23 protein-coding genes, 1 pseudogene and 1 riboswitch are annotated in these 24,603 nt (G+C 62.9%); of the genes and pseudogenes, 13 read left to right on the forward strand and 11 right to left on the reverse strand.

Annotation, left to right across the window (positions count from 1 at the left end):
• Nucleotides 1-226: 226 nt before the first annotated feature.
• A complete protein-coding gene (locus tag J3P86_RS16260) occupies nt 227-982 on the reverse strand; it encodes an ArsR/SmtB family transcription factor (protein WP_434698431.1) in 756 nt (251 codons plus the stop codon).
• Between the two features lie 82 nt (nt 983-1,064).
• Here J3P86_RS16260 and J3P86_RS16265 point away from each other — a divergent pair, with 82 nt between their 5' ends.
• The gene (locus tag J3P86_RS16265; RefSeq protein ID WP_434698432.1) at nt 1,065-2,183 is read left to right on the forward strand and encodes a cytochrome P450; all 1,119 of its coding nucleotides are present in this window, start codon (nt 1,065-1,067) and stop codon (nt 2,181-2,183) included.
• Between the two features lie 11 nt (nt 2,184-2,194).
• Here J3P86_RS16265 and J3P86_RS16270 read toward each other — a convergent pair whose 3' ends face one another.
• Nucleotides 2,195-2,536, reverse strand: a complete 342-nt coding sequence (locus tag J3P86_RS16270) for an FKBP-type peptidyl-prolyl cis-trans isomerase (protein ID WP_434698433.1) — start codon at nt 2,534-2,536, stop codon at nt 2,195-2,197.
• Between the two features lie 141 nt (nt 2,537-2,677).
• On the opposite strand from J3P86_RS16270, the gene J3P86_RS16275 reads away from it, so the two are divergent.
• Both J3P86_RS16275 and J3P86_RS16280 read left to right on the forward strand, forming a co-directional pair.
• On the forward strand, nt 2,678-3,742 hold the full coding sequence (locus J3P86_RS16275; protein ID WP_434630158.1) for a M4 family metallopeptidase: 1,065 nt from the start codon (nt 2,678-2,680) through the stop codon (nt 3,740-3,742).
• Complete coding sequence (locus J3P86_RS16280) at nt 3,739-4,062, forward strand: protealysin inhibitor emfourin (protein ID WP_305500309.1); 324 nt, start codon at nt 3,739-3,741, stop codon at nt 4,060-4,062. The genes J3P86_RS16275 and J3P86_RS16280 overlap by 4 nt, the downstream gene beginning before the upstream one ends.
• A 4-nt stretch (nt 4,063-4,066) precedes the next feature.
• Here J3P86_RS16280 and J3P86_RS16285 read toward each other — a convergent pair whose 3' ends face one another.
• Nucleotides 4,067-4,375: an RcnB family protein gene (locus tag J3P86_RS16285; protein ID WP_434573428.1), complete on the reverse strand. Its 309-nt coding sequence runs from the start codon at nt 4,373-4,375 to the stop codon at nt 4,067-4,069.
• Between the two features lie 258 nt (nt 4,376-4,633).
• On the opposite strand from J3P86_RS16285, the gene J3P86_RS16290 reads away from it, so the two are divergent.
• Nucleotides 4,634-5,728, forward strand: coding sequence for a DNA alkylation repair protein (locus tag J3P86_RS16290; protein WP_434698434.1), 1,095 nt, complete (start codon nt 4,634-4,636; stop codon nt 5,726-5,728).
• A 10-nt stretch (nt 5,729-5,738) separates the two neighbouring features.
• Here the strand turns inward: J3P86_RS16290 and J3P86_RS16295 are convergent, their stop codons facing one another.
• Nucleotides 5,739-7,817 carry a putative bifunctional diguanylate cyclase/phosphodiesterase gene (locus J3P86_RS16295; protein ID WP_434630153.1) on the reverse strand — a complete coding sequence of 693 codons (2,079 nt, stop codon included), beginning with the start codon at nt 7,815-7,817 and terminating at the stop codon, nt 5,739-5,741.
• Nucleotides 7,818-8,113: 296 nt separating this feature from the next.
• On the opposite strand from J3P86_RS16295, the gene J3P86_RS16300 reads away from it, so the two are divergent.
• Nucleotides 8,114-8,755: a DUF1345 domain-containing protein gene (locus J3P86_RS16300; RefSeq protein ID WP_305500305.1), complete on the forward strand. Its 642-nt coding sequence runs from the start codon at nt 8,114-8,116 to the stop codon at nt 8,753-8,755.
• A gap of 53 nt (nt 8,756-8,808) precedes the next feature.
• Here J3P86_RS16300 and J3P86_RS16305 read toward each other — a convergent pair whose 3' ends face one another.
• The 5 genes and pseudogenes from J3P86_RS16305 to J3P86_RS16325 all read right to left on the reverse strand — a co-directional run.
• Nucleotides 8,809-10,110 carry an ATP-binding protein gene (locus J3P86_RS16305; protein WP_434630151.1) on the reverse strand — a complete coding sequence of 434 codons (1,302 nt, stop codon included), beginning with the start codon at nt 10,108-10,110 and terminating at the stop codon, nt 8,809-8,811.
• A gap of 3 nt (nt 10,111-10,113) precedes the next feature.
• Nucleotides 10,114-10,815, reverse strand: a complete 702-nt coding sequence (locus tag J3P86_RS16310) for a response regulator transcription factor (protein WP_305500301.1) — start codon at nt 10,813-10,815, stop codon at nt 10,114-10,116.
• A gap of 217 nt (nt 10,816-11,032) precedes the next feature.
• Entirely contained in the window at nt 11,033-12,217 is a 1,185-nt protein-coding gene (locus J3P86_RS16315) for a pyridoxal phosphate-dependent aminotransferase (RefSeq protein WP_434630148.1), read from the reverse strand.
• A gap of 41 nt (nt 12,218-12,258) precedes the next feature.
• Nucleotides 12,259-13,122 carry a methyl-accepting chemotaxis protein gene (locus J3P86_RS16320; RefSeq protein ID WP_434700651.1) on the reverse strand — a complete coding sequence of 288 codons (864 nt, stop codon included), beginning with the start codon at nt 13,120-13,122 and terminating at the stop codon, nt 12,259-12,261.
• A gap of 39 nt (nt 13,123-13,161) precedes the next feature.
• Nucleotides 13,162-13,884: pseudogene (locus J3P86_RS16325) on the reverse strand (MCP four helix bundle domain-containing protein); the annotation flags it as partial.
• A 178-nt stretch (nt 13,885-14,062) separates the two neighbouring features.
• Nucleotides 14,063-14,283: riboswitch (cobalamin riboswitch) on the forward strand.
• Between the two features lie 97 nt (nt 14,284-14,380).
• Between J3P86_RS16325 and J3P86_RS16330 the strand changes: the two are divergent.
• The 4 genes from J3P86_RS16330 (at nt 14,381) to cobM (ending at nt 16,491) form a co-directional block, all read left to right on the forward strand.
• Nucleotides 14,381-14,569, forward strand: a complete 189-nt coding sequence (locus tag J3P86_RS16330; protein ID WP_420764493.1) for a CbtB domain-containing protein — start codon at nt 14,381-14,383, stop codon at nt 14,567-14,569.
• Between the two features lie 11 nt (nt 14,570-14,580).
• Nucleotides 14,581-15,276 (forward strand): CbtA family protein, encoded by a 696-nt coding sequence (locus tag J3P86_RS16335; RefSeq protein ID WP_434630146.1) that lies wholly within the window; start codon nt 14,581-14,583, stop codon nt 15,274-15,276.
• Nucleotides 15,273-15,677 carry a cobalamin biosynthesis protein gene (locus tag J3P86_RS16340; RefSeq protein WP_434630144.1) on the forward strand — a complete coding sequence of 135 codons (405 nt, stop codon included), beginning with the start codon at nt 15,273-15,275 and terminating at the stop codon, nt 15,675-15,677. The genes J3P86_RS16335 and J3P86_RS16340 overlap by 4 nt, the downstream gene beginning before the upstream one ends.
• Before the next feature lie 67 nt (nt 15,678-15,744).
• The gene (cobM, locus tag J3P86_RS16345) at nt 15,745-16,491 is read left to right on the forward strand and encodes a precorrin-4 C(11)-methyltransferase (RefSeq protein WP_434698435.1); all 747 of its coding nucleotides are present in this window, start codon (nt 15,745-15,747) and stop codon (nt 16,489-16,491) included.
• A 432-nt stretch (nt 16,492-16,923) separates the two neighbouring features.
• On the opposite strand, the gene nfuA is transcribed toward cobM, so the two are convergent.
• Together nfuA and J3P86_RS16355 are read right to left on the reverse strand one after the other, a co-directional pair.
• Nucleotides 16,924-17,508 carry a Fe-S biogenesis protein NfuA gene (nfuA, locus tag J3P86_RS16350; RefSeq protein WP_003182850.1) on the reverse strand — a complete coding sequence of 195 codons (585 nt, stop codon included), beginning with the start codon at nt 17,506-17,508 and terminating at the stop codon, nt 16,924-16,926.
• A 37-nt stretch (nt 17,509-17,545) separates the two neighbouring features.
• Nucleotides 17,546-17,764: a hypothetical protein gene (locus J3P86_RS16355; RefSeq protein ID WP_434698436.1), complete on the reverse strand. Its 219-nt coding sequence runs from the start codon at nt 17,762-17,764 to the stop codon at nt 17,546-17,548.
• An 81-nt stretch (nt 17,765-17,845) separates the two neighbouring features.
• On the opposite strand from J3P86_RS16355, the gene metH reads away from it, so the two are divergent.
• The 4 genes from metH to J3P86_RS16375 all read left to right on the forward strand — a co-directional run bounded on the left by metH (nt 17,846) and on the right by J3P86_RS16375 (nt 24,553).
• Entirely contained in the window at nt 17,846-21,556 is a 3,711-nt protein-coding gene (gene metH / locus J3P86_RS16360; protein ID WP_305500288.1) for a methionine synthase, read from the forward strand.
• A 95-nt stretch (nt 21,557-21,651) separates the two neighbouring features.
• Nucleotides 21,652-21,870, forward strand: a complete 219-nt coding sequence (locus J3P86_RS16365) for a DUF2970 domain-containing protein (protein WP_024781254.1) — start codon at nt 21,652-21,654, stop codon at nt 21,868-21,870.
• A 546-nt stretch (nt 21,871-22,416) separates the two neighbouring features.
• Nucleotides 22,417-24,075, forward strand: coding sequence for a nitrite/sulfite reductase (locus J3P86_RS16370; protein ID WP_434698437.1), 1,659 nt, complete (start codon nt 22,417-22,419; stop codon nt 24,073-24,075).
• Nucleotides 24,059-24,553, forward strand: a complete 495-nt coding sequence (locus J3P86_RS16375) for a DUF934 domain-containing protein (protein WP_305500286.1) — start codon at nt 24,059-24,061, stop codon at nt 24,551-24,553. Before J3P86_RS16370 ends, J3P86_RS16375 begins: the two co-directional genes overlap by 17 nt.
• Nucleotides 24,554-24,603: the final 50 nt, after the last annotated feature.

A 24,603-nucleotide genomic window follows, 5' to 3' on the forward strand; every position in this document is an offset into this window, starting at 1 on the left:
GGTGGGTCAGCTTGCAGATATGATGGATGTGAAGGCCCCTTCGCGAGCAGGCTCGCTCCCACAGGGATTGCCGGTGTCCAGAAATCCTGGATTCACCTCAAATCCACTGTGGGAGCGAGCCTGCTCGCGAAAGCGGTGGGTCAGCTTGCAGATATGTTGAACGTGCGGGCCCCTTCGCGAGCAGGCTCGCTCCCACAAGGATTGCCGGTGCCCAGAAATCCTGGATTCACCTCAAATCCACTGTGGGAGCGAGCTTGCTCGCGATGGCGCCTGTGGGTACGACATCGACTTCTGCATTGACCCCGAACCGCCCCGCCATTTCCCTGCGTCCGCAGACCGTCAATGTCAGGGCCCGGCTGTCCAGGTCCTGCCGTACCCATTTGCGCTTGATCGCCAGTTGCAGCAACGCCGCGCCCAAGGCACCGCCCAGATGCGGTCGGCGCATGCTCCAGTCCAGGCACGGGCAGGCGAACCGGCGTCGTTGAATCATCAGCGTAGAAACGTCCATGCCTAGCCCTTCAAACAGCGCTTCGCCGGATTCACTGAGCCGATAGCCCCACCCCTCCACTTCCACCAGCCACCCGGCCTCCAGCAAGCGATCATGCAGCCGCACCGCCAGCGTACCGGCCATATGGTCGTAGCAAGTGCGGGCGAACTGCAGGCGATCCGGCGTGCGCGGCGTGAAGGTCGGCCTGGCGCCCTGGCCAATCATCATCAACGCCTCCAGAGCCTCGGCTACGCGCTGGTCGGCGAGGCTGTAGTAACGATGGCGCCCCTGGACGTGCAAACGCACCAAGGCGAGGTCCTTGAGCTTCGCCAAGTGCGCACTCGCGGTGGAAGCGCTGACCTCGGCAATCGCCGCCAACTCCGTGCTGGTGCGAGCGTGGCCGTCCATCAGCGCGCAGAGCATTCGGGTACGGGCCGGTTCGGCAATCGCTGCGGCCACCTGGGACACGCCCATGTCATGGTGTTCTGCGTTCATATTTCGCTCCCGGACGAATCAAGCCATGCATCGACTGGAGATAGTAGCAACACTTTCTCCACCACGAACGAGGCTGCGCTTCATGGACCCGATCACTGCCGCGACTCACGCTGATCCCTACCCTTACTACGCCAGCCTGCGAGCCAACGGAGGATTCGGTTTCGACGCGCATCTGAAACTCTGGGTCGCCAGCAGCGCCGAGGCGGTGTGCGCGGTACTGCATCATCCCGATTGCCATGTGCGCCCTGCTGACGAGCCGGTGCCCAAGGCAATTGCCGATGGCCCCGCCGGCCAAGTGTTCGCACACCTGATGCGCATGAACGAAGGCGAACGGCAGCGCTGTCCGAGGGCGGCGATTGCCCCGCGGTTGCAGGACATCGATCCGCGCCAGGTCGAGGCATTGGTCAGGGCACGCTTGCTCAGGGAGGGCGCCGCAGGTCTGCACCAGGCGCAGTTCGTCGGGCCGGCCAGCGTGGTGGCGGCATTGCTGGGTTTCAACCCGGCGGAGAGCCGCCTGATCAGCGAATTGACCGCAGACTTCGTCGCCTGCCTGTCCCCCCTGAGCCAGGTGAAGCAGCTTGAAGCCGCGCACCGGGCCAGCGAGCAACTGATGAGCCTTTTCCAGGAGCGGATCGAGGCACAGGACGCTCCGTTGCTGAGCCTCATGTGCCAGGGTTTTGAAGGCGCCGACCCGAACAGCCGGATCGCCAACCTGATCGGCCTGCTCTCGCAAACCTACGAAGCCACGGCGGGCTTGATCGGCAATGGACTATTGGCGTTAGCTCGCGACCCCGCTTTACATCAGCAAGTTCGGGACGATCCCAAACAGATCGGCGCGTTGCTGGCTGAAGTGCAGCGCTTCGACCCGGCGGTGCAGAACACTCGACGCTTCATCGCCATGCCCTGCGAAATCCTTGGCACTGCGCTAGAACCGGGAGATGTGGTACTGGTCCTGCTGGCTTCAGCCAACCGCGACCCGCAGCTCAACCCGCAACCGGACGCCTTGCTGCTGGCTCGCGCCAACCGCCGCAGTTTCAGCTTTGGCAGCGCCCGCCATGAATGCCCTGGCCAAGATTTGGCCATGAATATCGCTCGGGCCACCGTGGAAACAATCCTTGAGCGCAATCCACGCCTGGACCGGTTGGCCTGGAGCTATCGCCCCTCGATCAACGGACGCACCCCGCTGTTCAGCGACCGCTAAACACGGCGCCATCAATCATCGCGGGTCAGCACTTCCAGCAGCTCGATTTCAAAAACCAGGTTGCTGTTGGGCTTGATGTGAGCGCCCATGGAGCGCTCACCATAGGCCAGATGGGCCGGCACCAGCAGCTTGCGCTTGCCGCCGACTTTCATCCCCGTCAGGCCGATATCCCAGCCCTTGATCACGCGACCGGTGCCGATCACGCATTGAAAGGGCTTGCCACGACTGTAGGACGAATCGAACTCGGTGCCGTCCTCGAGGGTGCCGCGATATTGAGTGGTAATCAGCGCTCCTTTGACTACGCTTTTGCCGTCGCCCGGTTCCAGGTCGATGATTTGCAGCTCTTCATTCATGGCGTTATTCCCGTGTGATCCAGGCGCGGGGTTTTCGCAGAAATCCGCGTGACAGGCAACCTTTTGCGGCACAGGGGAACCGCAACCGCCACTTCGGTTCACATGGGTATCGACCCTGCATTTTCAGATAAGGACCTTCTGATGATCGACTCTCGTCCGCTCCACGGTTTCATTCCGCCTTATATCCTCAATCGCATCATTGCCCATGGCTCCGAACAGCAACGCTCCAGCGCCCTCGGCACCCTGACCCACGTCAAGAATCTGCGCCACAACCCTGGCCCGCCGAGCAACCCACCCGCCACGGCGAAACTGCCCAGACCCGGCAAGGCCGGTCATCCACAGCGCAGCGTGCACGACGCGCAGAACACCATGGAGTTGCCCGGCCAGCCGGTACGCCTGGAAGGCCAGGCGGCCAGCGGCGACCCGGCGGTGGACGAAGCGTATGACGCCCTCGGCGCCACTTATGAGTTTTTCTGGAAAGTGCTCGGGCGCGATTCCATCGATAACAAGGGTTTTGCATTGGTCGGCAGCGTGCATTACGGCCAAGGTTATGAGAATGCCTTCTGGAACGGCGCGCAGATGGTGTTCGGTGACGGTGATGGCGAGATCTTCCAGCGTTTCACCCGCTCCCTGGACGTGGTGGCCCATGAACTGGCCCATGGCGTCACCGAAAGCGAAGCCGGCCTGATCTATGCCAACCAGTCCGGGGCGTTGAACGAGTCGATCTCCGACGTGTTCGGCGTGTTGGTCAAGCAATTCGTATTGGGCCAGACCGCCGACCAGGCCGACTGGCTGATCGGCGCCGACCTGCTCACCGACAGGATCAACGGTGACGGCCTGCGCAGCATGTCCAACCCTGGCACCGCCTACGATGACCCGCTGCTGGGCAAGGACCCGCAACCCGGGCATATGCGCGAATTCGTCATCACCCGTGAAGACAACGGCGGCGTGCACATCAATTCCGGCATTCCCAACCGGGCCTTTTATCTGGTGGCAACAACCCTGGGCGGATTTGCCTGGGAAAAGGCCGGGCGAATCTGGTATGACACCTTGTGCGACAGACAACTGGCCAACGACGCCTCCTTCAGTGCGTTCGCCCGCCTGACCGTCGAGCATGCCCGCCAGCGTTTCGGTGAGCAGGAAGTGCAAGCGGTGCAGGATGGCTGGGCGCAGGTGGGCGTCGACCTGAACGAGGAGAACGGATGAAAACCCTTCCAGACCTTGACGATAAAGCCGTGGTCAAGCTGTCACGCCAAGGTGGCGTGGCGGCCATCCATGCCCTGACCCGCCCCCGGGAAATAGAATTCGCCCAGTGCGATATCAACCAGCGCTCACGTATCTGCTCGGTGCTGGAGGGCTGCCTGCCGCTCACGTCCTCCACGCCGGGTCGGGGCGACCAAAGGTATTTCCAGATCGAGGTGCGTTATCGGGCGAACGATCAGGATGACGAGATGGTGCTGCAGGTGCCCGAGGACCGGGCACCTGGCGAGCTGGTCCACTTGTGGGACAAGGGCGAAGTGCTTTGAGGGTCTAGCGTGTGGCGGGAACGATCTTGACGATGGCGCCGGACACGGTTTCGATCAGCAGGTACTTGTCGTCGATCTGCACCCATTGCTGCTCGTCGGTCGGCTGCTCGAGTTTCTTCTGCTTCCAGTCCTTCATGGCCCTGTCCGCGCGCTGATAGTCTGCCGGTACCCGGTCATTTTCCACCAGCCGGCGGCCATTGCTCGGCGAATGCTCAAGGGCGTCTCCGGTTTTCTCGACCGCTTGCGCAACGGGCCCAAAGGCTCCGAGGCCGGCGATCAGGACCAGACTGGCGATCAAGGTTGGTTTACGCATAAAAAACTCCAGTTATTCAAGGTACTGAATCTGGGACTGCACTGGCGGCGAATCATTCCTTTTTCCATGAACCGCATCCCCGTGGCGAGGGAGCTTGCTCCCGCTGGGTTGCGTAGCAGCCCCAATCCAGACGGCGCGGTCGTTCAATGACATTGCATTTACCGCGCTTACGACTGCTGCGCAGCCGAGCGGGAGCAAGCTCCCTCGCCACGGGTCCGCCATGGCATAGTGGCGAACTCCTGGACCACGGACCTCGCCATGACCTCTTCTTCCCCCGCCCTCAAGGAAATCTTCAACGCCGCGCGCCTTGAACACATCGCCAGCGAAATGCGCGCGGTGTACCCGGCCTTCGATGCCAAGGCGTTCTTGAACCTGGCCAACGACGGATTGGCCGAATTGTCGGTCATGCAGCGCATGGCTCGGGTCAGCGAGTGCCTGCATGAGGTCCTGCCGCTGAGTTACGAAGCCTCGCTGGAGGTGCTGCGGGCCGTGGCCCCGCGTGTGAACAGCATGTTCGTCAGCCTGTTCCTGCCGCACTATGTCGCCTCCTACGGTCGGCACACCTTCGAGCTGTCGATGGACGCGCTCAAGTATTTCACCCGGTTTGGCTCCGCTGAGTTTGCCGTGCGGCATTTTTTGCGTGACGACCTGACGCGCACCCTCGGGGTCATGCATGACTGGGCGCTGGACGCCAACGAGCACGTCCGCCGCCTGGCCAGCGAAGGCAGCCGGCCGCGCTTGCCTTGGTCGTTTCACCTGGAGCCGATCCAGGCCAACCCGGAACTCGCCGCCGGAATCCTTGATGCGCTCAAGGCCGACGACAGCCTGTACGTGCGCAAATCCGTCGCCAATCACCTGAACGACGTGACCAAGCAGCATCCCGATTGGGTCCTGGAGCGGATCGAAGGCTGGCCATTGCACGATCGCCATAGCGCATGGATTGCCCGACACGCGCTGCGTAGCCTGATCAAGCAAGGCAATCTGCGGGCGCTGGCGGTTATCGGCGCGGGCGCCAGGGCGCAGGTGGAAGTTTCCGAGCTGCAAGTGACGCCAGCGGTGATTCGCCTGGGCGAGCCCATCACCTTGTCGTTCAAGGTGCGGTCCACGTCCGGACAAGGCCAGCGCCTGGTGATCGATTACGCGATCGACTACGTGAAAGCGTCCGGCGGCACGTCAGCCAAAGTGTTCAAGCTGAAGACCTTCGACCTGCCCGCCCTGGCTTCTGCCAGCCTCAGCCGTTCCCAGCAGATTCGCGAGCTGACCACCCGCCGGCACTACGCGGGCCGGCATGCGGTCCATCTGCTGATCAATGGCGAACGGCTGGGCAGTACCGCGTTCGAGATCGTTCCCTGAGTAAATCGCCTCAGGCCATTTCGACGCGTCGCGCCTGGCGGATGTTCTTCAGGAAGTGTTCGGCCGGCTGCGGGTGCCCGAGCAGATACCCCTGCAGCGAATCGCAGCCCAACTGGGTGAGGAAGTCCTGTTGCACATCGGTCTCCACGCCTTCGGCAACGATCCGCAGGCCCAAGGCCTGGCCGAGGGCGACGATGGCCGAGACGATGGCCGCGTCGTCACTGTCGTGCTCAAGGTCTCGCACGAAACCACGGTCGATCTTCAGCTCGTTGGCCGGCAGGCGCTTGAGGTACATCAGGCTCGAATAACCGGTGCCGAAGTCGTCGATGGACAGGTCCACGCCCATGTCCGAGAGCTGTTGCAGTACCGTCATGCTCGCGTCCGCGTCGCTCATGGCAGTGGTCTCGGTGATTTCCAGGGTCAGGCTGTTGGCCGGCAGGTGGTGCGTCTCCAATGCCTTGGCCACGCTCTGCACCAGGCCCGTATGGCAGAACTGCAACGCTGACAGGTTCACCGCGATACGCCAATCGGTGTAGCCCAACACGTACCATTCGCGCATCTGCCGGCAGGCTTCGTTCAGCACCCATTCGCCGATCGGGATGATCAACCCGGTCTTTTCCGCCAGGTCGATGAAAGTGTCGGGCATCAGCAGGCCCTGGGTCGGATGGTTCCAGCGCAGCAGTGCTTCGGCGCCCACCGGGCGGCCTTTCGCTGCGTCGAACTTGGGCTGGTAATAAAGGCTGAACTGGCGCTGTTCGACCGCGATGCGCAAATCCTGCAGCAGTTGCAGTTGCCGGCGGGCGTTGCTGTTCATCGAGGCGTCGAAAAAGCTGTAGCCATTCTTGCCGGCACCCTTGGCGTGGTACATCGCCGCGTCGGCATTCATCAGCAATTCATCGGCGCTCTGGCCATTGCCAGGGTACAGCGCGATGCCGACGCTGGCGGAAATCTGCAGGTCATGGTCGGCGACCCGGAACGTGCGACCGATCAGCCCGACCTGACGCGCGGCCAGGCGCAAGGCGTCGTCCGGCTCGGCCAGTTGCACCAGCAGGACAAACTCGTCACCACCGATCCGCGCCAGGGTGTCCTGGCTGCGCAGGTCTTCACGCAGACGCAGCGCGACGTCCCGCAGCAACAAGTCACCCATGTGGTGGCCAAAGGCATCGTTGACCGGTTTGAAGCCGTCCAGATCGATGAACATCAGGGCGAAACAACCGCCCTGCTCTTGCACCCGGTGCATCGCCTGGCCGATGCGATCCGCCAGCAAGACCCGGTTGGGCAGGCCGGTCAGGGGGTCGTGCAGGGCCAGTTGGGTCAGTTCGCGATTGGCCTGGGTCAAGGACCTGGCCAGTTCCGCGGTACGGGCTTCCAGGCGCGCATCGAGGATCGAAGTCAGCAAGGCAATCGCCAGCACCGCCAAGGTGGTGATCAGCACCAGGTTATCCAGGCCCTTACCGCTCAAACCGTCCAGGGAACCGCAGAAACTGCCTTCGCTGAACTGCGCCGCGGCCATGCCGGTGTAATGCATGCCGACGATGGCAGCGCCCATCACCACGGCGGCACCGGCGCGAGCGAGACGTACATGAGGGGTGTTCTGGCGCAGGTGAAAGGCGATCCATAACGCCGCCGCGCACGCCACCACGGCTATTACCAACGAGGCGCCGAACAGCGTCGGGTCATAATCGATGCCCGGCTGCATCCGCAGGGCCGCCATACCGGTGTAATGCATGGCGCTGATGCCAGTGCCCATCACCAGCGCGCCGAACACCAGCTGCCAGGTCCGCAGTTGTGGCTGGCTGACCAGCCAGAGGGCAAAGCCGCTGGAAAGGATGGCGATCAGCAGCGACAACGCAGTAATTGCCACATCGTAGCCAAGCTCCACCGGCAAGCTGAACGCGAGCATGCCGATGAAATGCATGGACCAGATGCCCACCCCCATCGCCAAGGCACCACCCGCCATCCAGAAATGCACGGCCCGACCCTGGGCAGTGGTTATGCGTCCGGTCAGGTCCAGCGCGGTATAGGACGCCAGGATCGCGACAAACAGGGAAATCGAAACAAGGGCGGGGGAATAGCTGCCGATGAGCATGGATTTTTCTCGTGGCCAAAAGGCCGAACTGCTTCCATGCCTGGTTGAAAAGTCGGCGATTGTACACAATTGGTACGGCGGTGCACGAACCAAGCATCAAAAAGCCATCACCGGTGGAATATTTGCGACGAAAGACACCTCGCCATCGCGATCAAGCTCGTCCATACACAAATCCATGTGGGAGCGAGCCTGCTCGCGAAGGCGGTAGTCGCCGCAAATGAAGAACCCGAGCCTGAACTGCTTCGGCTAAGATCTGATTCATACTCCCCGGCATTCCCACGCCACAGTGAGCTCCCATGCCCCGCCTCACCCGCACTCACCCGCGTCTTTCCTGCGCCACGGTCATCGGCCTGGCGGCGGGCCTGCTGATCCCCGCAGATTCGATCATCGGCAAGGTCCTGATCGGCTGGAACGTCGGGGTCTGGACCTACCTGGCGCTGATGTTCTGGCTGACGGTGCGAGCCAAGGCACCTGACGTCAAGCGCATCGCCGAAATCGAAGACGAGAACGCCGGGCTGGTCCTGCTGATGGTCTGCATCGCGGCCTTGGCGAGCCTGGCGACCATCACCTTCGAACTGGCCGGCAGCCGCGACCTGCAAACCGCAGGCAAGCTGCTGCATTACGGTTTCACGGCATTGACCGTGATCGGTTCATGGCTACTGATCGGGGTGATTTTCAGCGTGCACTACGCGCGCCTTTATTACACCTGGTCCGGCAAGGAGCCCGCCCTGCGTTTTGCCGAGGGCCTGACCACGCCGAACTACTGGGATTTTTTGTACTTCTCTTTCACCATCGGCGTGGCGGTGCAGACTTCGGACGTGGGTGTTGCGACGCGGCAGCTGCGCAAGATCGTGTTGGCGCAGTCGTTGATCGGGTTTGTATTCAACACCGCGATCCTGGGGTTTTCGATCAATATTGCGGCGGGGTTGTTTGGCTGAAGGGGGGCCACTTTGTGGCCCAGCGGGAGCAAGCTCCCTCGCCACCGGAGGTATCAGCAGGTTGGGGGTAGCCAGAGCCGGAAGCGTGCCCCGCCCAGCGGCGAGGCTTCGACCGTCAGGGTGCCGCCCTGGGCTTGCAGGGCGCGGCGGCTGATCGCCAGGCCGAGGCCGAAGCCGCCCGTGGCGCGATCACGGCTGCGGTCCAGCCGGTAGAACGGCTCGAATACCCGCTCACGCTCGCTGTCAGGAATGCCGATGCCGTCATCGTCGACCCAGATTTCGCAGCCTTGCTCGCTGACCAGCACCCCCACCTGGATGCGTTTTTCGCAATAGCGCATCGCATTGCGCAGCAGGTTCTGCAAGGCCCGGGCGGTGAGGCGCGGGTCGAGCTCGAAACGCTCCAGCGCCCCGTGCAGCAAAACGTCGATCACCACCTCCGGCGCCGCCAGGTCTTCATCGAGGCTGCCGAGGATGCTGTCGATGAACTCGTCCAGCGGCACTTCGACCCGCTCCGGCAGGCGCTCGGGGTTCTGCAGACGGCTATAGGACAACAGCTCCAGCACCAACTCATCCAACTCGCGAATGTGCGCCACCAACCCTTGCAGACGCTCGCGGCTGGGCGCCGGCAGATCCTCGGACAAGGCCAGTGCCAAGCCGAAGTCAAGCCGGGTCAAAGGCGTGCGCAGTTCATGGGAGACGGCATTGAGCAGGTCGCGCTGCTGATTGAGCAGGTTCTCGATATCGCCCGCCATGGTGTCGAAAACATGGGCCAGGCTGCCGATGTTGGAGCGCGGCGCGATGTGCGTGCGCTCACCCAGGTGGCCCTTGCCGAAACGCTCGGCGGTGCGTTTGAGCCGCTCCAGGTCGCGCCAGTGCGGCCGCAGCCAGAGCAGCAGACAGCCGAGCATCGTCGCGCCGATCAGCACGTTGATGCTCCAGTACAGCCAGCTGACATCCGCCGGATCCGGGGGAACGATCATCTTCACCGCGGTGCGCCCATCCAGCGGCGCGGCCGCCAGGGTTCGCCAACCCCAGTCGCCGATGCGCACCACATTCTCACCGCGTTGCAGACGCGCCTGCTCGGCGGTGGTGAAATCCGCATCATCGGTGGCGGCGAGCTCGATGCGCAGCGGCTCGAACTCCTTGTCCATCTGCGCTGCCAGCGCCGGCCATTGCGCGCTGGGTACGGCGCGAAACTGCTTGGCCATCAAGGTTTGCAGGCCACGGGAATAGTCGAGGTTGTAAGTCTGGAAGCGCTCATGGAACAGGCGGATCACCAGTTCCGGCATCAGGTAGATCGCCGCGCTGTAGGAGACGATGGTCACCAGATACAGACGAATCAGCAGTTTCCACATCGATCAGCATTCCCACTCGGAACGGCTGAACAGGTAACCCTTGCCCCACACGGTCTTGATCTTGCGCGCCTCGCCGGCGTTGTCGTCGAATTTGCGCCGCAATTTGGAAATGGCCACGTCCACCGAACGATCGGTGCCGTTGAATTCGATGCCGCGCAAGCGCTGCAAGATCTGGTCGCGGCTGAGCACCTCGCCGGAATGCCGGGCCAGCACCACCAGCAGGTTGTACTCGCCGCTGGACAGCTCCACCGGCTGCCCGCGCCAGGTGACGGTGCGCTCGGACAGATCGATGCACAGGTTGCCCATGACAATACGGTCGTTGACCGTTTGCGGTTCAGTGAGGCTGCTGCGCCGCAGCAGCGTGCGTACCCGCGCCAGCAATACCCGCGGCTCGCAGGGCTTGGTGACGTAGTCATCGGCGCCCATTTCCAGGCCCAGCACCTGGTCGTGGCTGTCATCCCGAGCGGTGAGCATCAGGATCGGCAGGGTCGCCGAATCGGCGCGCAGCAGACGGCAGACCTGCAAGCCATCCAGGCCCGGCAGCATCAGGTCGAGGATCACCAGGTCCGGCGGGTTGGCCCGTGCCCGCTCACGGACGTGATCGCCACGGTTGAGGACGCTGACCTGATAGCCGTTGCGCTCCAGGTAGCTGGAGATCAGTTCGCAAAGGGCGGCGTCGTCTTCGACGAGGAGGATGTTGGGCATGGGGTGGTCCAGAAAATACGGTGGCGCCTGGGCGGGACTCATCGCGAGCAGGCTCGCTCCCACAGGGGTTTCGGTACGCAGCAAAAACCGTGTGGGAGCGAGCTTGCTCGCGATGGCGGTCCCACAGGCGCAAGAAATCTCAAGCCACCAAGGATATACGCCGGCGCCCGTGGTCGAGCAAAACCCTTACACAATTTCACACAGCTTCTACAAAACTTCACCAATCGACCTGCAGCAAGGCCGCCGCACACTCGACGATCCGCCGACACGCATCCGCCAATTGCACTTGGTCGACCACCAGGCCGATCCGGATATGCCCTGCCGCGCTCGGCCCGAACGCCTCGCCCGCCAGCACCGACACGCCATAGCCGTCCAGCAGGCGCTCGGCAAATGCCTGGGCGGCGAGACCCGTCTGGCGCACGTCGACCATCACGAACATCCCGCCATCAGGCCGTACCGGCCTGAGGCCCGCACGCCCCTCCAGCGCCGCGCACACCAGGTCACGGCGCTGGCGATATTCCTCGCGCATCCGCGCCACTTCAGGCAGATCCCGCTCAAGGGCAACCTGGGCGGCGCGCTGGACGAAGTCCGGCAGGCCGAACAGCATGCACAGCGACAGGTTGGCCAGATGCCCGGCAAGGGACTCGGGGCCGATGGCCCAGCCGATGCGCCAGCCCGTCATGGCGTGGGATTTGGACAGGCTGTTGAGGGTGGCGGTGCGCTCGGCCATGCCCGGCAGGCTGGCCGGGCTGATATGTTCGCCGTCGTAGAGCAAGTCGCTGTAGACCTCATCGCTGATCAGCCACAGGTCATGCTCGATGCACAGTTGCGCCAACGCTTGCCAGGTGGCCAGCGGCAGGCTGGCGCCGGAGGGATTGTTGGGGCTGTTGAGCAGCATCGCGCGGGTACGCGGCGTGATCAGCCGGGCCACGTCGGCAGGCTCTACCCGAAAAGCGTTTTCCGGACGTACCGCCACCGGGACCACTTTCGCCCCGCAGGCGCCAAAGACCGCTTCGTAGGTGACGTACATCGGTTCGGCGACAATCACCTCGTCGCCGGGGTCGAGCAGGCACTGCGCGACCGCGAAGACCGCACACTGGGCGCCGGGCAGCACCGTAACGTGCCCGGCGCCCACCGGTTGGCCGCAACGTTGCTGGTGGCGCCGGGCGATGCTGGCGCGCAACGCATGCAGGCCACGGGTATCCGAATAATGCGTGTCCCCCGCCCGCAGGCTGGCGACGGCGGCCTCGACAATGGCCGGTGGCGTGTCGAAATCCGGATCGCCCACTGACAGCAACAGCACCTCCCTGCCCTGTTCGCGCATGGCCAGCGCCCGGTCATGGATCTGCCAGGCGGCGGCGCCGTCGCCGGTGATGCGTTGGGTCAAGGCTGAAAAGCGCATGCATTGCTCCTGTTAGCGCGATATCCAGCTTCAACCCTATCTCAAATAACGAAGCGCGCCACCGTCGCATTCAAACCCACCGCCAGCCGCGACAGTTCGTGAGTGGCGTCGCTGGTCTGTTGCGCGCCGCTGGCCGATTGGGTCGCCAGATCACGGATGTTCATCAGGTTGCGGTCCACTTCGCGGGAGACCTGGGCCTGTTCTTCGGACGCGCTGGCAATGACCAGGTTGCGCTCGTTGATCTGGTGGATCGACTGGGTGATCTGTTCCAGCGCCACGCCGGCGCCACGGGCCAGTTCCAGGGTGCTTTGGGTGCGCTGGTTGCTTTGCTGCATCGACTGCACGGCCTGGCCGGTGCCGTTCTGGATGCCGGCGACCATTTTTTCGATTTCCTGGGTCGATTGCGCGGTGCGATGAGCCAAGGCGCGGACTTCATCGGCCACCACCGCGAAACCACGTCCGGCCTCCCCGGCCCTGGCGGCTTCGATGGCCGCGTTGAGGGCCAGCAGGTTGGTCTGTTCGGCGATGGCGCGGATCACGTCCAGCACCTTGCCGATGTCGCGGCCCTGGACTGCCAGGCCCTCGATCATCGCGGCGGTGGCTTGCACGTCGTGGGTCATGGTCTGGATCGCATCGACGGTCTCCACCACTCGCGTGCGCCCTTCCCGGGCCGCCTGGGTGGACTGGTTCGAGGCTTCGGAAGTGGACACCGCGTTGCGGGCAACCTCCTCGACCGCGGCGGTCATCTCATTGACGGCGGTGGCCGCCTGCTCGATTTCGCTGTGCTGCCGTTGCAAGCCACGGGAAGACTCCTGGGTGACGGCACTCAACTCTTCAGCGGCGGCGCCCAGCTGGGTGGCGGAACCGGCAATCTGCTCGATGGTCTGGCGCAGGCTGCCCTGCATGGCGCCCAAGGCCTGGAGCAATCGCGCAGGTTCGTCCTTGCCGTCGTCGACGATGACGGTGACCAGATTGCCGCTGGCAATGGTCCGGGCTGCTTCGAGCGCTCGATTCAGCGGCGTCACAATGCTGCGGGTCAGGAGCAAGGCCAGCAACACGGTCGCCAGCGCGGCGATGACCGAGACGACGATGATGCCGGTGATGGCGCTGCTGTAGTAGCCGTCAGCCTTGGCCGATGCTTCGCCGGCGCTGGTCACGTTGAACTCGATGAGTTTGTTGAGCTGTTCGCCCATCAGGTCGGTGCCTTCCTTGATCCGCGTATTGATATGGGCGCGCAGTTGATCAAGCTTGTCCTGACGCGACAGCTGGAGCATTTCCTGCTGGGCCTCGAGATACTTTGCAAGCGTCGCGGAAAAAGTCTTGTACAGCTCGGCCTCTTGCGGGGTGGCCGGCAGCGCCGCATAGCTGTTATTGGCCTTGTGCAGTTTTTCCACCAGCACACCGATGCGCCCGTCGGCCTCGTTCAGGCTGGCCGGGTCACGGTTCACCAGTATGCGAAACGAGAGGATGCGCATGCGCAAGACGCTTTCCATCACACTGGCCAGATGGCTGACGCTGGGCACCTGGGTCTGCTCCATGTCCACCGAAGCCTGGCGGATGACCGACATGCGATTGGCGGCGAACACGCCGAGGACGACGACAAGCAGTGCGATGACAGTGAAGCCGAGAAAGGCTCTGGGGGCGATATTCAAGCTGCGTAGGGACATGGGAAGACCTCGGATGGTGGTCGAGCGTCCATGCCGCCGGCGTATTGTTTGGGATAATTGTGGGTACGCCTGCCTCGTTATCGGCCCGACTTGAGGCTTTTGCAGGGGGAGATGGAAAATATTCCGTGATGTCAGCGGCGCGAAGCCGCGATTGACGCCCCGGCCTCGCCCATGGTCTCCTGTCGGCCTAGTTACGGGTGCCCTTCACAGGGTGAAACGGGAAACCGGTGAATCGTGTGCTTTACTCCAAGGCCACGTCAGTCCGGTGCTGCCCCCGCAACGGTAAGCGAGCGAAGCGTCGAATCCACTGTGCCTTGGCATGGGAAGGTGACGCTTGCAGGCAAGGCTTCGGCCCAGCCCCTCGCGAGCCCGGAGACCGGCCCATGACTCAAGCTCAACAAACCCGCGGTGGGCGGGCGCTGTTCGAATTCTGGCGAGCCCTCGCCCGGATTTTCATTGCGCTCGCTTCCCCGCCGACAAACCCGAGGGAAGCGCCATGTCGACCATCAGCAGCACCGCCCGTACCACCAGCAGCACTGTCACCCTGAGCCAGCGCCTGAGCGCGGCGGTCCTCGCCTCGATCCTCGGTGCGGGCCTGGTCTACTTCGCCGGTTTCTCCCACATCGAAGCGGTGCACAACGCGGCCCACGACACCCGGCATAGCGCCGCGTTCCCGTGCCACTGAGACCTGACGACATGATCAAGCGTATCGCTCGGACTGCCGGTTTCAGTGGGCTGCTGGCCGCCCTGCTGTTGACTCTTCTACAAAGCCTGTGGGTCTCGCCGTTGATTCAGCAAGCCGAAACCTACGAAAAGGCCCCGGCCAGCGAAGTCCATGAGCATGTTTCGGGCGCTGCCCACAGCCATGACGACGAAGCCTGGGAGCCGCAAGACGGCTGGCAACGCCTGCTCGCCACCACGGGCGGCAACCTGGTGGTCGCGGTGGGTTTCGCCCTGATGCTGGCGGGCCTGTACACCTTGCGCGAGCCGACGCGTACGTCCCAGGGCTTGCTTTGGGGACTGGCCGGTTACGCCACCTTCGTCCTCGCGCCAACGCTTGGCCTGCCACCGGAACTGCCTGGCACGGCGGCGGCTGAGCTGGCCCAGCGGCAGATGTGGTGGATTGGCACGGCGGCGTCCACGGCGGTAGGCATAGCCCTGATTGCCTTCGGCCGGCAGTGGCTGCTGAAGCTGCTGGGTGTCGCGACCTTGGTCGTTCCTCATGTCATCGGCGCGCCGCAGCCTGAAGTCCATTCGATGCTGGCTCCCGAGGCGCTGGAAAGCCAGTTCAAGATCGCCGCGCAACTGACCAATGTCGCGTTCTGGCTCTCCCTGGGCCTGATCAGCGCCTGGCTGTTTCGCCGTGGCGCCCAGGCTCGCCACGACGCATGAGTAGCGGGCCGCTCCTGGTGGTCGGCCTGGGCTGCCAACGCGGTTGCCCGGCCAGTGCGTTGCGGGCATTGCTTGAGCAGACGCTATTGGCCCACGGCATTGCGCTTGGTGACGTACAGGCCTTGGCCAGTATCGATCTCAAGCACGACGAACCGGGCCTGCTGGAGCTGGCCGAGCAATTGGCGCTGCCACTGACCTGCTTCACTGCCGAGCAGTTGGCGGGTTATCAAACGCAGCTCAGCCAGCGTTCCCGGATCGCCTTCGAGCGTACGGGCTGCCACGGCGTCGCCGAAAGCGCCGCCCTTGCCCTGGCCGATCAACTGGGCGATTCGCCCGCGAGACTGCTGATTACCCGCCAGAAAAGTGCGCAAGCCACCCTGGCATTGGCGGCAGCTTCGTAACCCTCGATAATCGCCGCCGGAATCATGAGCGCTGCTCATGCAAGGCCCTTTTCTACAGGAACCGGTCATGACCGTTTACTTCATCGGTGCCGGCCCCGGCGACCCGGAACTGATCACCGTGAAAGGCCAGCGCCTGATCCGCCGTTGCCCGGTGATCATCTACGCCGGCTCCCTGGTGCCGGCGGCCGTGCTCGAAGGCCACAGCGCCGAACAGGTGGTCAACAGCGCAGAGCTGCACCTGGAACAGATCGTCGAATTGATCAGGATCGCGCATTTGAACGGCCAGGACGTGGCCCGGGTGCACTCCGGCGATCCAAGTCTGTATGGCGCCATCGGCGAGCAGATCCGCTGCCTCCGGGAGCTGGACATCCCTTTCGAAATCGTTCCGGGCGTCACCGCCACCTCAGCCTGCGCGGCCCTGCTCGGCGCCGAGCTGACGCTACCGGACGTGTCCCAGAGTGTGATCCTGACCCGTTACGCGGACAAGACCGCGATGCCCGCCGGGGAAGAACTTGCCAGCCTGGCGCGGCATGGCGCAACCATGGCAATTCACCTGGGCGTCAATCACCTGGAAAAAATAGTCGCTGAACTGCTGCCCCACTACGGCGCGGATTGTCCGATCGCGGTGATTCACCGGGCCACGTGGCCGGATCAGGATTGGGTGGTGGGTACGCTGGAGGATATCGCCGGGAAGGTCCAAGCCAAGGGCTTTCGACGTACGGCGCTGATACTGGTGGGGCGCGTGTTGGGCAATGATGTGTTCAGCGAATCATCGCTGTATCGCGCCGGCCATGTGCATCTGTACAGGCCCTGACTCGTCGATATGGCTCAACCGGAATCCCTTGTGGGAGCGAGCCTGCTCGCGAAAGCGGCGGATCAGCCGGCAACGATGTCGAATGTGCCGGCCCCTTCGCGAGCAGGCCCGCTCCCACACGACTGGTGGTGCCCGCCGGAATCGTGACCCTGACCCGGATCCTGTGGGAGCGAGCTTGCTCGCGATGACCATGGGACGTTCAACATCAACGCAAGCTGACCCACCGCTATCGCGAGCAAGCTCGCTCCCACAGGGATCGGCGGCGCCTCTAAGATGGCATGCTGGTCGCAGAAGCTTTTGTGGCGAGGGGATTTATCCCCGCTGGGCTGCGCAGCAGCCCCATATTCCAAGGGGGCGCTACGCGCCCCAACGGGGATAAATCCCCTCACCACAGATAAGTCCCCTCACCACACATAAATCCCGGCGCCACAATCAGTAGTAGGCGTTTTCTTTCTGCGTGTGGTCGGTCACGTCGCGCACGCCCTTGAGTTCCGGGATGCGCTCGAGCAAGGTGCGCTCGATGCCTTCCTTCAAGGTCACGTCAGCCTGGCCGCAGCCCTGGCAACCGCCGCCGAACTGGAGCACGGCGATGCCGTCTTCCACCACGTCGATCAGCGACACCTGGCCGCCGTGGCTGGCCAGCCCCGGGTTGATCTCGGTTTGCAGGTAATAGTTGATGCGCTCGTTGACCGGGCTGTCGGCGTTGACCATCGGTACCTTGGCGTTCGGCGCCTTGATGGTCAGCTGGCCGCCCATGCGGTCGGTGGCGTAGTCGACCACCGCATCGTCCAGGAAAGCTTCGCTGAACGAGTCGATGTACGCGGTGAAGCTCTTGAGCCCCAGCGCGGTGTCTTCGGGTTTTTCTTCTCCCGGCTTGCAGTAGGCAATGCACGTCTCTGCGTACTGGGTGCCGGGCTGGGTGATGAAGATGCGGATCCCGATACCCGGGGTGTTCTGCTTGGACAGCAGGTCGGCCAGGTAATCGTGGGCGGCATCGGTAATGGTAATGGCGGTCATGGAAACTCCTCGCAGGCTTGCCGGCAGTTTACGCCAATCATCGCGCCGGACAAAGTCCCAGTATTTTTGTCAGGAAAGCAGCCGACCGCGCAAGGGCGCGAAGCAGCAACTGCCGGGCGAGGTCGCGCTTGATCCGCGCCATCTTCGCTGCGCTCAAGCCATAGGTGATGTGGGTCTTGTGCACGATCCCCCCTGCACCGGCCAGAGCCGGTAATAGATCGGGCCGGTACCGCTTGCAAACATGAGCTAGATTCATGCAAAAGCCCTCCATGATCAAATCCTGCACAGGTTTGCTATCATTCCGGCCTTCGTAATGGTCTTTTTTCCAGGTAGTCCTATGTCTGATCGCAGCGCTCGCCTTTATCTTCTCCAGCAGGCCCTCAAGGAACGCATCCTGATCCTCGACGGCGGCATGGGCACGATGATCCAGAGCTACAAGCTGGAAGAGCAGGACTACCGTGGCAAACGCTTCGCCGACTGGCCGAGCGACGTCAAGGGCAACAACGACTTGCTCGTGCTGACCCGCCCCGACGTGATTGGCGCTATCGAAAAGGCCTACCTGGATGCCGGCGCCGACATCCTCGAAACCAACACCTTCAACGCCACCCAGGTGTCCCAGGCCGACTACGGCATGCAGGGCCTGGCCTACGAGCTGAACCTGGAAGGCGCGCGCCTGGCCCGCAAGGTGGCCGACGCCAAGACCCTCGAAACCCCGGACAAGCCGCGCTTCGTCGCCGGCGTGCTCGGCCCGACCAGCCGCACCTGCTCGCTGTCGCCGGACGTGAACAACCCCGGCTACCGCAACGTGACCTTCGACGAGCTGGTGGAGAACTACACCGAAGCCACCAAGGGCCTGATCGAAGGCGGCGCCGACCTGATCCTGATCGAGACCATTTTCGACACGCTCAATGCCAAGGCCGCGATCTTCGCCGTGCAAGGCGTCTATGAAGAGCTGGGCATCGAGTTGCCGATCATGATTTCCGGCACCATCACCGACGCCTCCGGCCGCACCCTCTCCGGCCAGACCACCGAAGCCTTCTGGAACTCGGTGGCCCACGCCAAGCCGATCTCCGTCGGCCTGAACTGCGCCCTCGGCGCCAGCGAACTGCGCCCGTACCTGGAAGAACTGTCGAACAAGGCCAGCACCCATGTGTCGGCGCACCCCAACGCCGGCCTGCCCAACGAATTCGGCGAATACGACGAGCTGCCGGTGGACACCGCCAAGGTCATTGAAGAATTTGCCCAGAGCGGCTTCCTCAATATCGTCGGCGGTTGCTGCGGCACCACCCCGGCACACATCGAAGCTATCGCCAAGGCCGTCGCTGGCTATGCTCCGCGGCAGATTCCCGAGATTCCCCGGGCGTGCCGCCTGTCGGGCCTGGAACCGTTCACCATCGATCGCAGCTCGTTGTTCGTCAACGTCGGCGAGCGGACCAACATCACCGGCTCCGCCAAATTCGCCCGGCTGATCCGCGAAGACAACTACACCGAAGCCCTGGAAGTGGCGCTGCAACAGGTCGAGGCCGGCGCCCAGGTGATCGACATCAACATGGACGAGGGCATGCTCGATTCGAAGAAGGCCATGGTGACCTTCCTCAATCTGATCGCCGGCGAACCGGATATTTCCCGCGTGCCGATCATGATCGACTCCTCCAAGTGGGAAGTCATCGAAGCTGGCCTCAAGTGCATCCAGGGCAAGGGCATCGTCAACTCCATCAGCATGAAGGAAGGCGTCGAGCAGTTCATCCATCACGCCAAGCTGTGCAAGCGCTACGGCGCGGCCGTGGTGGTGATGGCCTTCGACGAAGCCGGCCAGGCCGACACCGAGGCGCGCAAGAAGGAAATCTGCAAGCGCTCCTACGATATCCTGGTCAACGAGGTTGGCTTCCCGCCGGAAGACATCATCTTCGACCCGAACATCTTCGCCGTCGCCACCGGTATCGAAGAGCACAACAACTATGCCGTGGACTTCATCAACGCCTGCGCCTACATCCGCGACGAACTGCCCTACGCGCTGACCTCCGGTGGCGTGTCCAACGTGTCGTTCTCGTTCCGTGGCAACAACCCGGTGCGCGAGGCGATCCACTCGGTGTTCCTGCTGCACGCGATCCGCGCGGGCCTGACCATGGGCATCGTCAACGCCGGCCAACTGGAGATCTACGACCAGATCCCGGTGGAACTGCGCGACGCGGTGGAAGACGTGATCCTCAACCGTACACCCGAAGGCACCGACGCCCTCCTCGCGATCGCCGACAAGTACAAGGGCGACGGCAGCGTCAAGGAAGCGGAAACCGAAGAATGGCGCGGCTGGGAAGTGAACAAGCGCCTGGAGCACGCGCTGGTCAAGGGCATCACCACCCACATCGTCGAGGACACCGAGGAATCGCGCCTGTCTTTCGCCCGCCCGATCGAAGTGATCGAAGGCCCGCTGATGGCCGGCATGAACATCGTCGGCGACCTGTTTGGCGCCGGCAAGATGTTCCTGCCCCAGGTGGTCAAGTCCGCCCGCGTGATGAAGCAGGCCGTGGCGCACCTGATTCCGTTCATCGAAGCGGAAAAAGGCGACAAGCCAGAGGCCAAGGGCAAGATCCTGATGGCGACGGTCAAGGGCGACGTCCACGACATCGGCAAGAACATCGTCGGCGTGGTGCTGGGGTGCAACGGCTACGACGTGGTCGACCTCGGCGTGATGGTGCCGGCGGAGAAAATCCTTCAGGTGGCCAAAGATGAGAAGTGCGACATCATCGGCCTGTCCGGCCTGATCACACCGTCCCTGGACGAAATGGTGCATGTGGCGCGGGAGATGCAGCGCCAGGACTTCCACCTGCCGCTGATGATCGGTGGCGCCACGACCTCCAAGGCCCACACCGCCGTGAAGATCGAACCCAAGTACAGCAATGATGCAGTGATTTACGTCACCGACGCCTCCCGCGCCGTGGGCGTGGCGACGCAGTTGCTGTCCAAGGAGCTCAAGCCGGCGTTCGTCGAGAAGACCCGCCTGGACTACATAGACGTGCGCGAGCGCACCTCCAACCGCAGCGCCCGCACCGAGCGCCTGAGCTACCCGGCGGCCGTGGCGAAGAAGCCGCAGTTCGACTGGAGCAGCTACCAGCCGGTCAAGCCGACTTTCACCGGCGCACGGGTGCTGGACGATATCGACCTGAACGTCCTGGCCGAGTACATCGACTGGACGCCGTTTTTCATTTCCTGGGACCTGGCCGGCAAATACCCGCGCATCCTCACCGACGAAGTGGTCGGCGAAGCGGCCACCGCGCTGTACGCCGATGCCCGGGCGATGCTGCGCAAGCTGATCGACGAGAAACTTATCAGCGCTCGCGCGGTGTTTGGCTTCTGGCCGGCCAACCAGGTGCATGACGACGACCTGGAAGTCTACGATGATCAAGGCAAGCCACTGGCGCGCCTGCATCACCTGCGCCAGCAGATCATCAAGACCGACGGCAAGCCGAACTTCTCCCTGGCCGACTTCGTCGCACCCAAGGACAGCGGCGTGACCGACTACGTCGGTGGCTTCATCACCACCGCCGGCATCGGTGCCGAAGAAGTCGCCAAGGCCTACCAGAACGCCGGCGACGACTACAACTCGATCATGGTCAAGGCCCTGGCCGACCGCCTGGCCGAAGCTTGCGCCGAATGGCTGCACCAGCAGGTGCGCAAGGAGTATTGGGGCTATGCCAAGGATGAGCGCCTGGACAACGAGGCGCTGATCAAGGAGCAATACACCGGCATCCGCCCTGCCCCCGGTTACCCGGCCTGCCCGGATCACACCGAGAAAGCCACCCTGTTCCGCCTGCTCGACCCCGAGGCCAGCGAACTGAAAGCCGGACGCAGCGGCGTGTTCCTCACCGAACACTACGCGATGTTCCCGGCGGCGGCGGTCAGCGGCTGGTACTTCGCCCATCCCCAGGCGCAGTATTTCGCCGTGGGCAAGATCGACAAGGACCAGGTCCAGAGCTACACCGCGCGCAAGGGCCAGGACCTGAGCGTGACCGAGCGCTGGCTGGCGCCGAACCTGGGCTACGACAACTGATCAGGCGCCCCTGAAAGATCGCAGCCGAGGCGCGCTGCGATCTTTTCCCTGGGGTTGTCTATGCTTGTCCCAAACCCATGGCAGACGAGGGATTTATGGACGATCCAGTCGACAACAAGCCGCCGACCCTGTTGCAGATGATGCACAGCGTGCTGGCCGCCGCTTTCGGCGTGCAGAGCGGCAAGAACCGCGCCCGGGATTTCACCCACGGCAAGCCGAGTCACTTCGTGATACTGGGAATCGCGTTCACGGTGATCTTCGCCTTGACCCTGTTTGGCATCGTCAAGCTGGTGGTGCACCTGGCGGGGTTGTGACGCCCTCCAACATCACACACATACCCCTGTGGGAGCGAGCCTGCTCGCGAAAACGATAGTCCAGTCGATGATGATGTCGACTGACACATCGCTTTCGCGAGCAGGCTCGCTCCCACAATGGGTTATGCGTGGATTGGGAGGTTATTGATGACTGACCCAGAACACCGCCGTGCCCACCACCAGGATAATCAGGAACAGGATGGCCCAGGCATCAACGGTACTGTCGCTTTTCCTTGCTTTGGTCGGATTACTCATTGCATCGCCTCTTGTCGGTTTTGTAGGTGATTGCATAGGGACTCGACCACAGTTAAGACGATGATTGCCCGTACGACAAATGTGGGTTAGCCAATAATCGAAGGCATTAGTCGATTTGGTTCTTTACATATACTCAAACATCACTTTTGCGCATAACTCAAAACAGGTATCTTGCACCGGCTCCTCTAGGAGTGCGCGGCCGTGCGCGCAGAATTGCCGAGGCAGAACCCGATTTCAGCGAGCCAACCTGCAGCTGTTTCTGATCGGCCCAAGCCTGAGAACGAGACTTATATGTACGTATATGACGAGTACGATCAGCGGATCATCGAGGACCGCGTCAAGCAGTTCCGTGATCAGACCCGACGCTATCTGGCAGGCGAGCTGAGCGAAGAAGAATTCCGCCCTCTGCGCTTGCAGAATGGCCTGTATATCCAGCGCTTCGCCCCGATGCTGCGCGTGGCGGTGCCTTATGGCCAACTGACCGCGCGCCAGGCTCGCAAGCTGGCCCAGATTGCCCGCGACTATGACAAGGGCTACGCCCACATCAGTACCCGGCAGAACGTCCAGTACAACTGGCCTGCCCTGGAAGACGTGCCCGAGATCCTGGCGGAACTGGCCACCGTGCAGATGCACGCGATCCAGACCAGCGGCAACTGCCTGCGCAACGTGACCACCGACCAGTTTGCCGGCGTCGCGGCCGACGAACTGATCGACCCGCGCCCATGGTGCGAGATCGTTCGCCAATGGACCACGTTCCACCCGGAATTCGCCTACCTGCCGCGCAAGTTCAAGATCGCCATCAATGGCTCGACCTCGGACCGCGCGGCCATCGAAGTCCATGACATCGGCCTCGAAGCGGTCTACAACGCCGCCGGCGAGCTGGGCTTCCGCGTGCTGGTGGGCGGCGGCCTGGGCCGTACGCCGGTGGTCGGCGCGTTCATCAACGAGTTCCTGCCATGGCAGGACCTGCTGAGCTACCTCGACGCCATCCTGCGGGTGTACAACCGCTACGGGCGTCGCGACAACAAATACAAGGCGCGGATCAAGATCCTGGTCAAGGCCCTGACGCCTGAAGTGTTCGCCGAAAAGGTCGAGGCCGAAATGGTCCACCTGCGTGGCGGCCAGACCACCCTGACCGAAGCCGAAGTCCATCGCGTGGCCAAGCATTTCGTCGACCCGGCCTACAAGGCCCTGGACAACCAGGACGCCGAACTGGCCGCCCTCGACAAGGAACACCCGGGCTTCGCGCGCTGGCGGACACGCAACACCCTCAAGCACAAGAAACCGGGCTACGTCGCAGTGACCCTGTCGCTGAAGCCGACCGGTGTCGCACCGGGCGATATCACCGACAAGCAGATGGACGCCGTGGCCGACCTGGCCGACCGCTACAGCTTTGGCCAGCTGCGCACGTCCCACGAGCAGAACATCATCCTGGCGGACGTTGAACAGAGCCAGTTGTTCACCCTGTGGGGCGAGCTGCGCGAGCAAGGCTTCGCCACGCCGAACATCGGCCTGCTGACCGACATGATCTGCTGCCCGGGCGGGGATTTCTGCTCGCTGGCGAACGCCAAGTCGATTCCGATCGCCGAGTCGATCCAGCGCCGCTTCGACGACCTCGACTACCTGTTCGACATCGGCGAGCTGGACCTGAACATTTCCGGCTGCATGAATGCCTGCGGTCACCACCACGTCGGTCACATCGGCATCCTCGGCGTGGACAAGAAAGGCGAGGAGTTTTACCAAGTCTCCCTCGGTGGCAGCGGCAGCCGTGACGCCAGCCTGGGCAAGATCCTCGGCCCGTCGTTTGCCCAGGATGACATGCCGGATGTGATCGAGAAGCTGATCGACGTGTACATCGAACAACGTACCGAAGACGAGCGTTTCATCGACACTTATCAACGTATCGGCATCGACCTCTTCAAGGAACGCGTCTATGCAGCGAATCATTAAGAACAACGAGGTCATCGACGAAACCTGGCACTTGCTGCCCAAGGACGCGACCTTCGATGGCATTTCCAACTGCGACGACCTGATCGTGCCCCTCGCCCTTTGGCGCGACCATGCCCATGCGCTCAAAGCCCGTGATGGCGGCCTGGGCGTGTGGCTGGATGCCGACGAAGAAGCGGAAGAAATCGGCGATGACGCCAATCAGCTCCAGGTCATCGCACTGAACTTCCCGGCCTTCACCGACGGGCGCAGCTACTCCAACGCGCGCCTGTTGCGCGAACGGTATGGCTTCAAGGGCGAATTGCGCGCCATTGGCGATGTGCTGCGCGACCAGTTGTTCTACATGCGCCGCTGCGGTTTTGACGCCTTTGCCCTGCGTGCCGACAAAGACCCCTATGAAGCCCTCGAAAGCCTCAAGGACTTTTCGGTGACCTACCAGGCGGCCACTGACGAACCGTTGCCACTGTTTCGCCGCCGCTGATAGTTGAAGTATGAAAAAGCCCTGATCCGGGTGTACCGGGTCAGGGCTTT

Origin of the sequence: Pseudomonas sp. D1-1, from assembly GCF_051132225.1 — a bacterium.
GTDB lineage: Bacteria > Pseudomonadota > Gammaproteobacteria > Pseudomonadales > Pseudomonadaceae > Aquipseudomonas.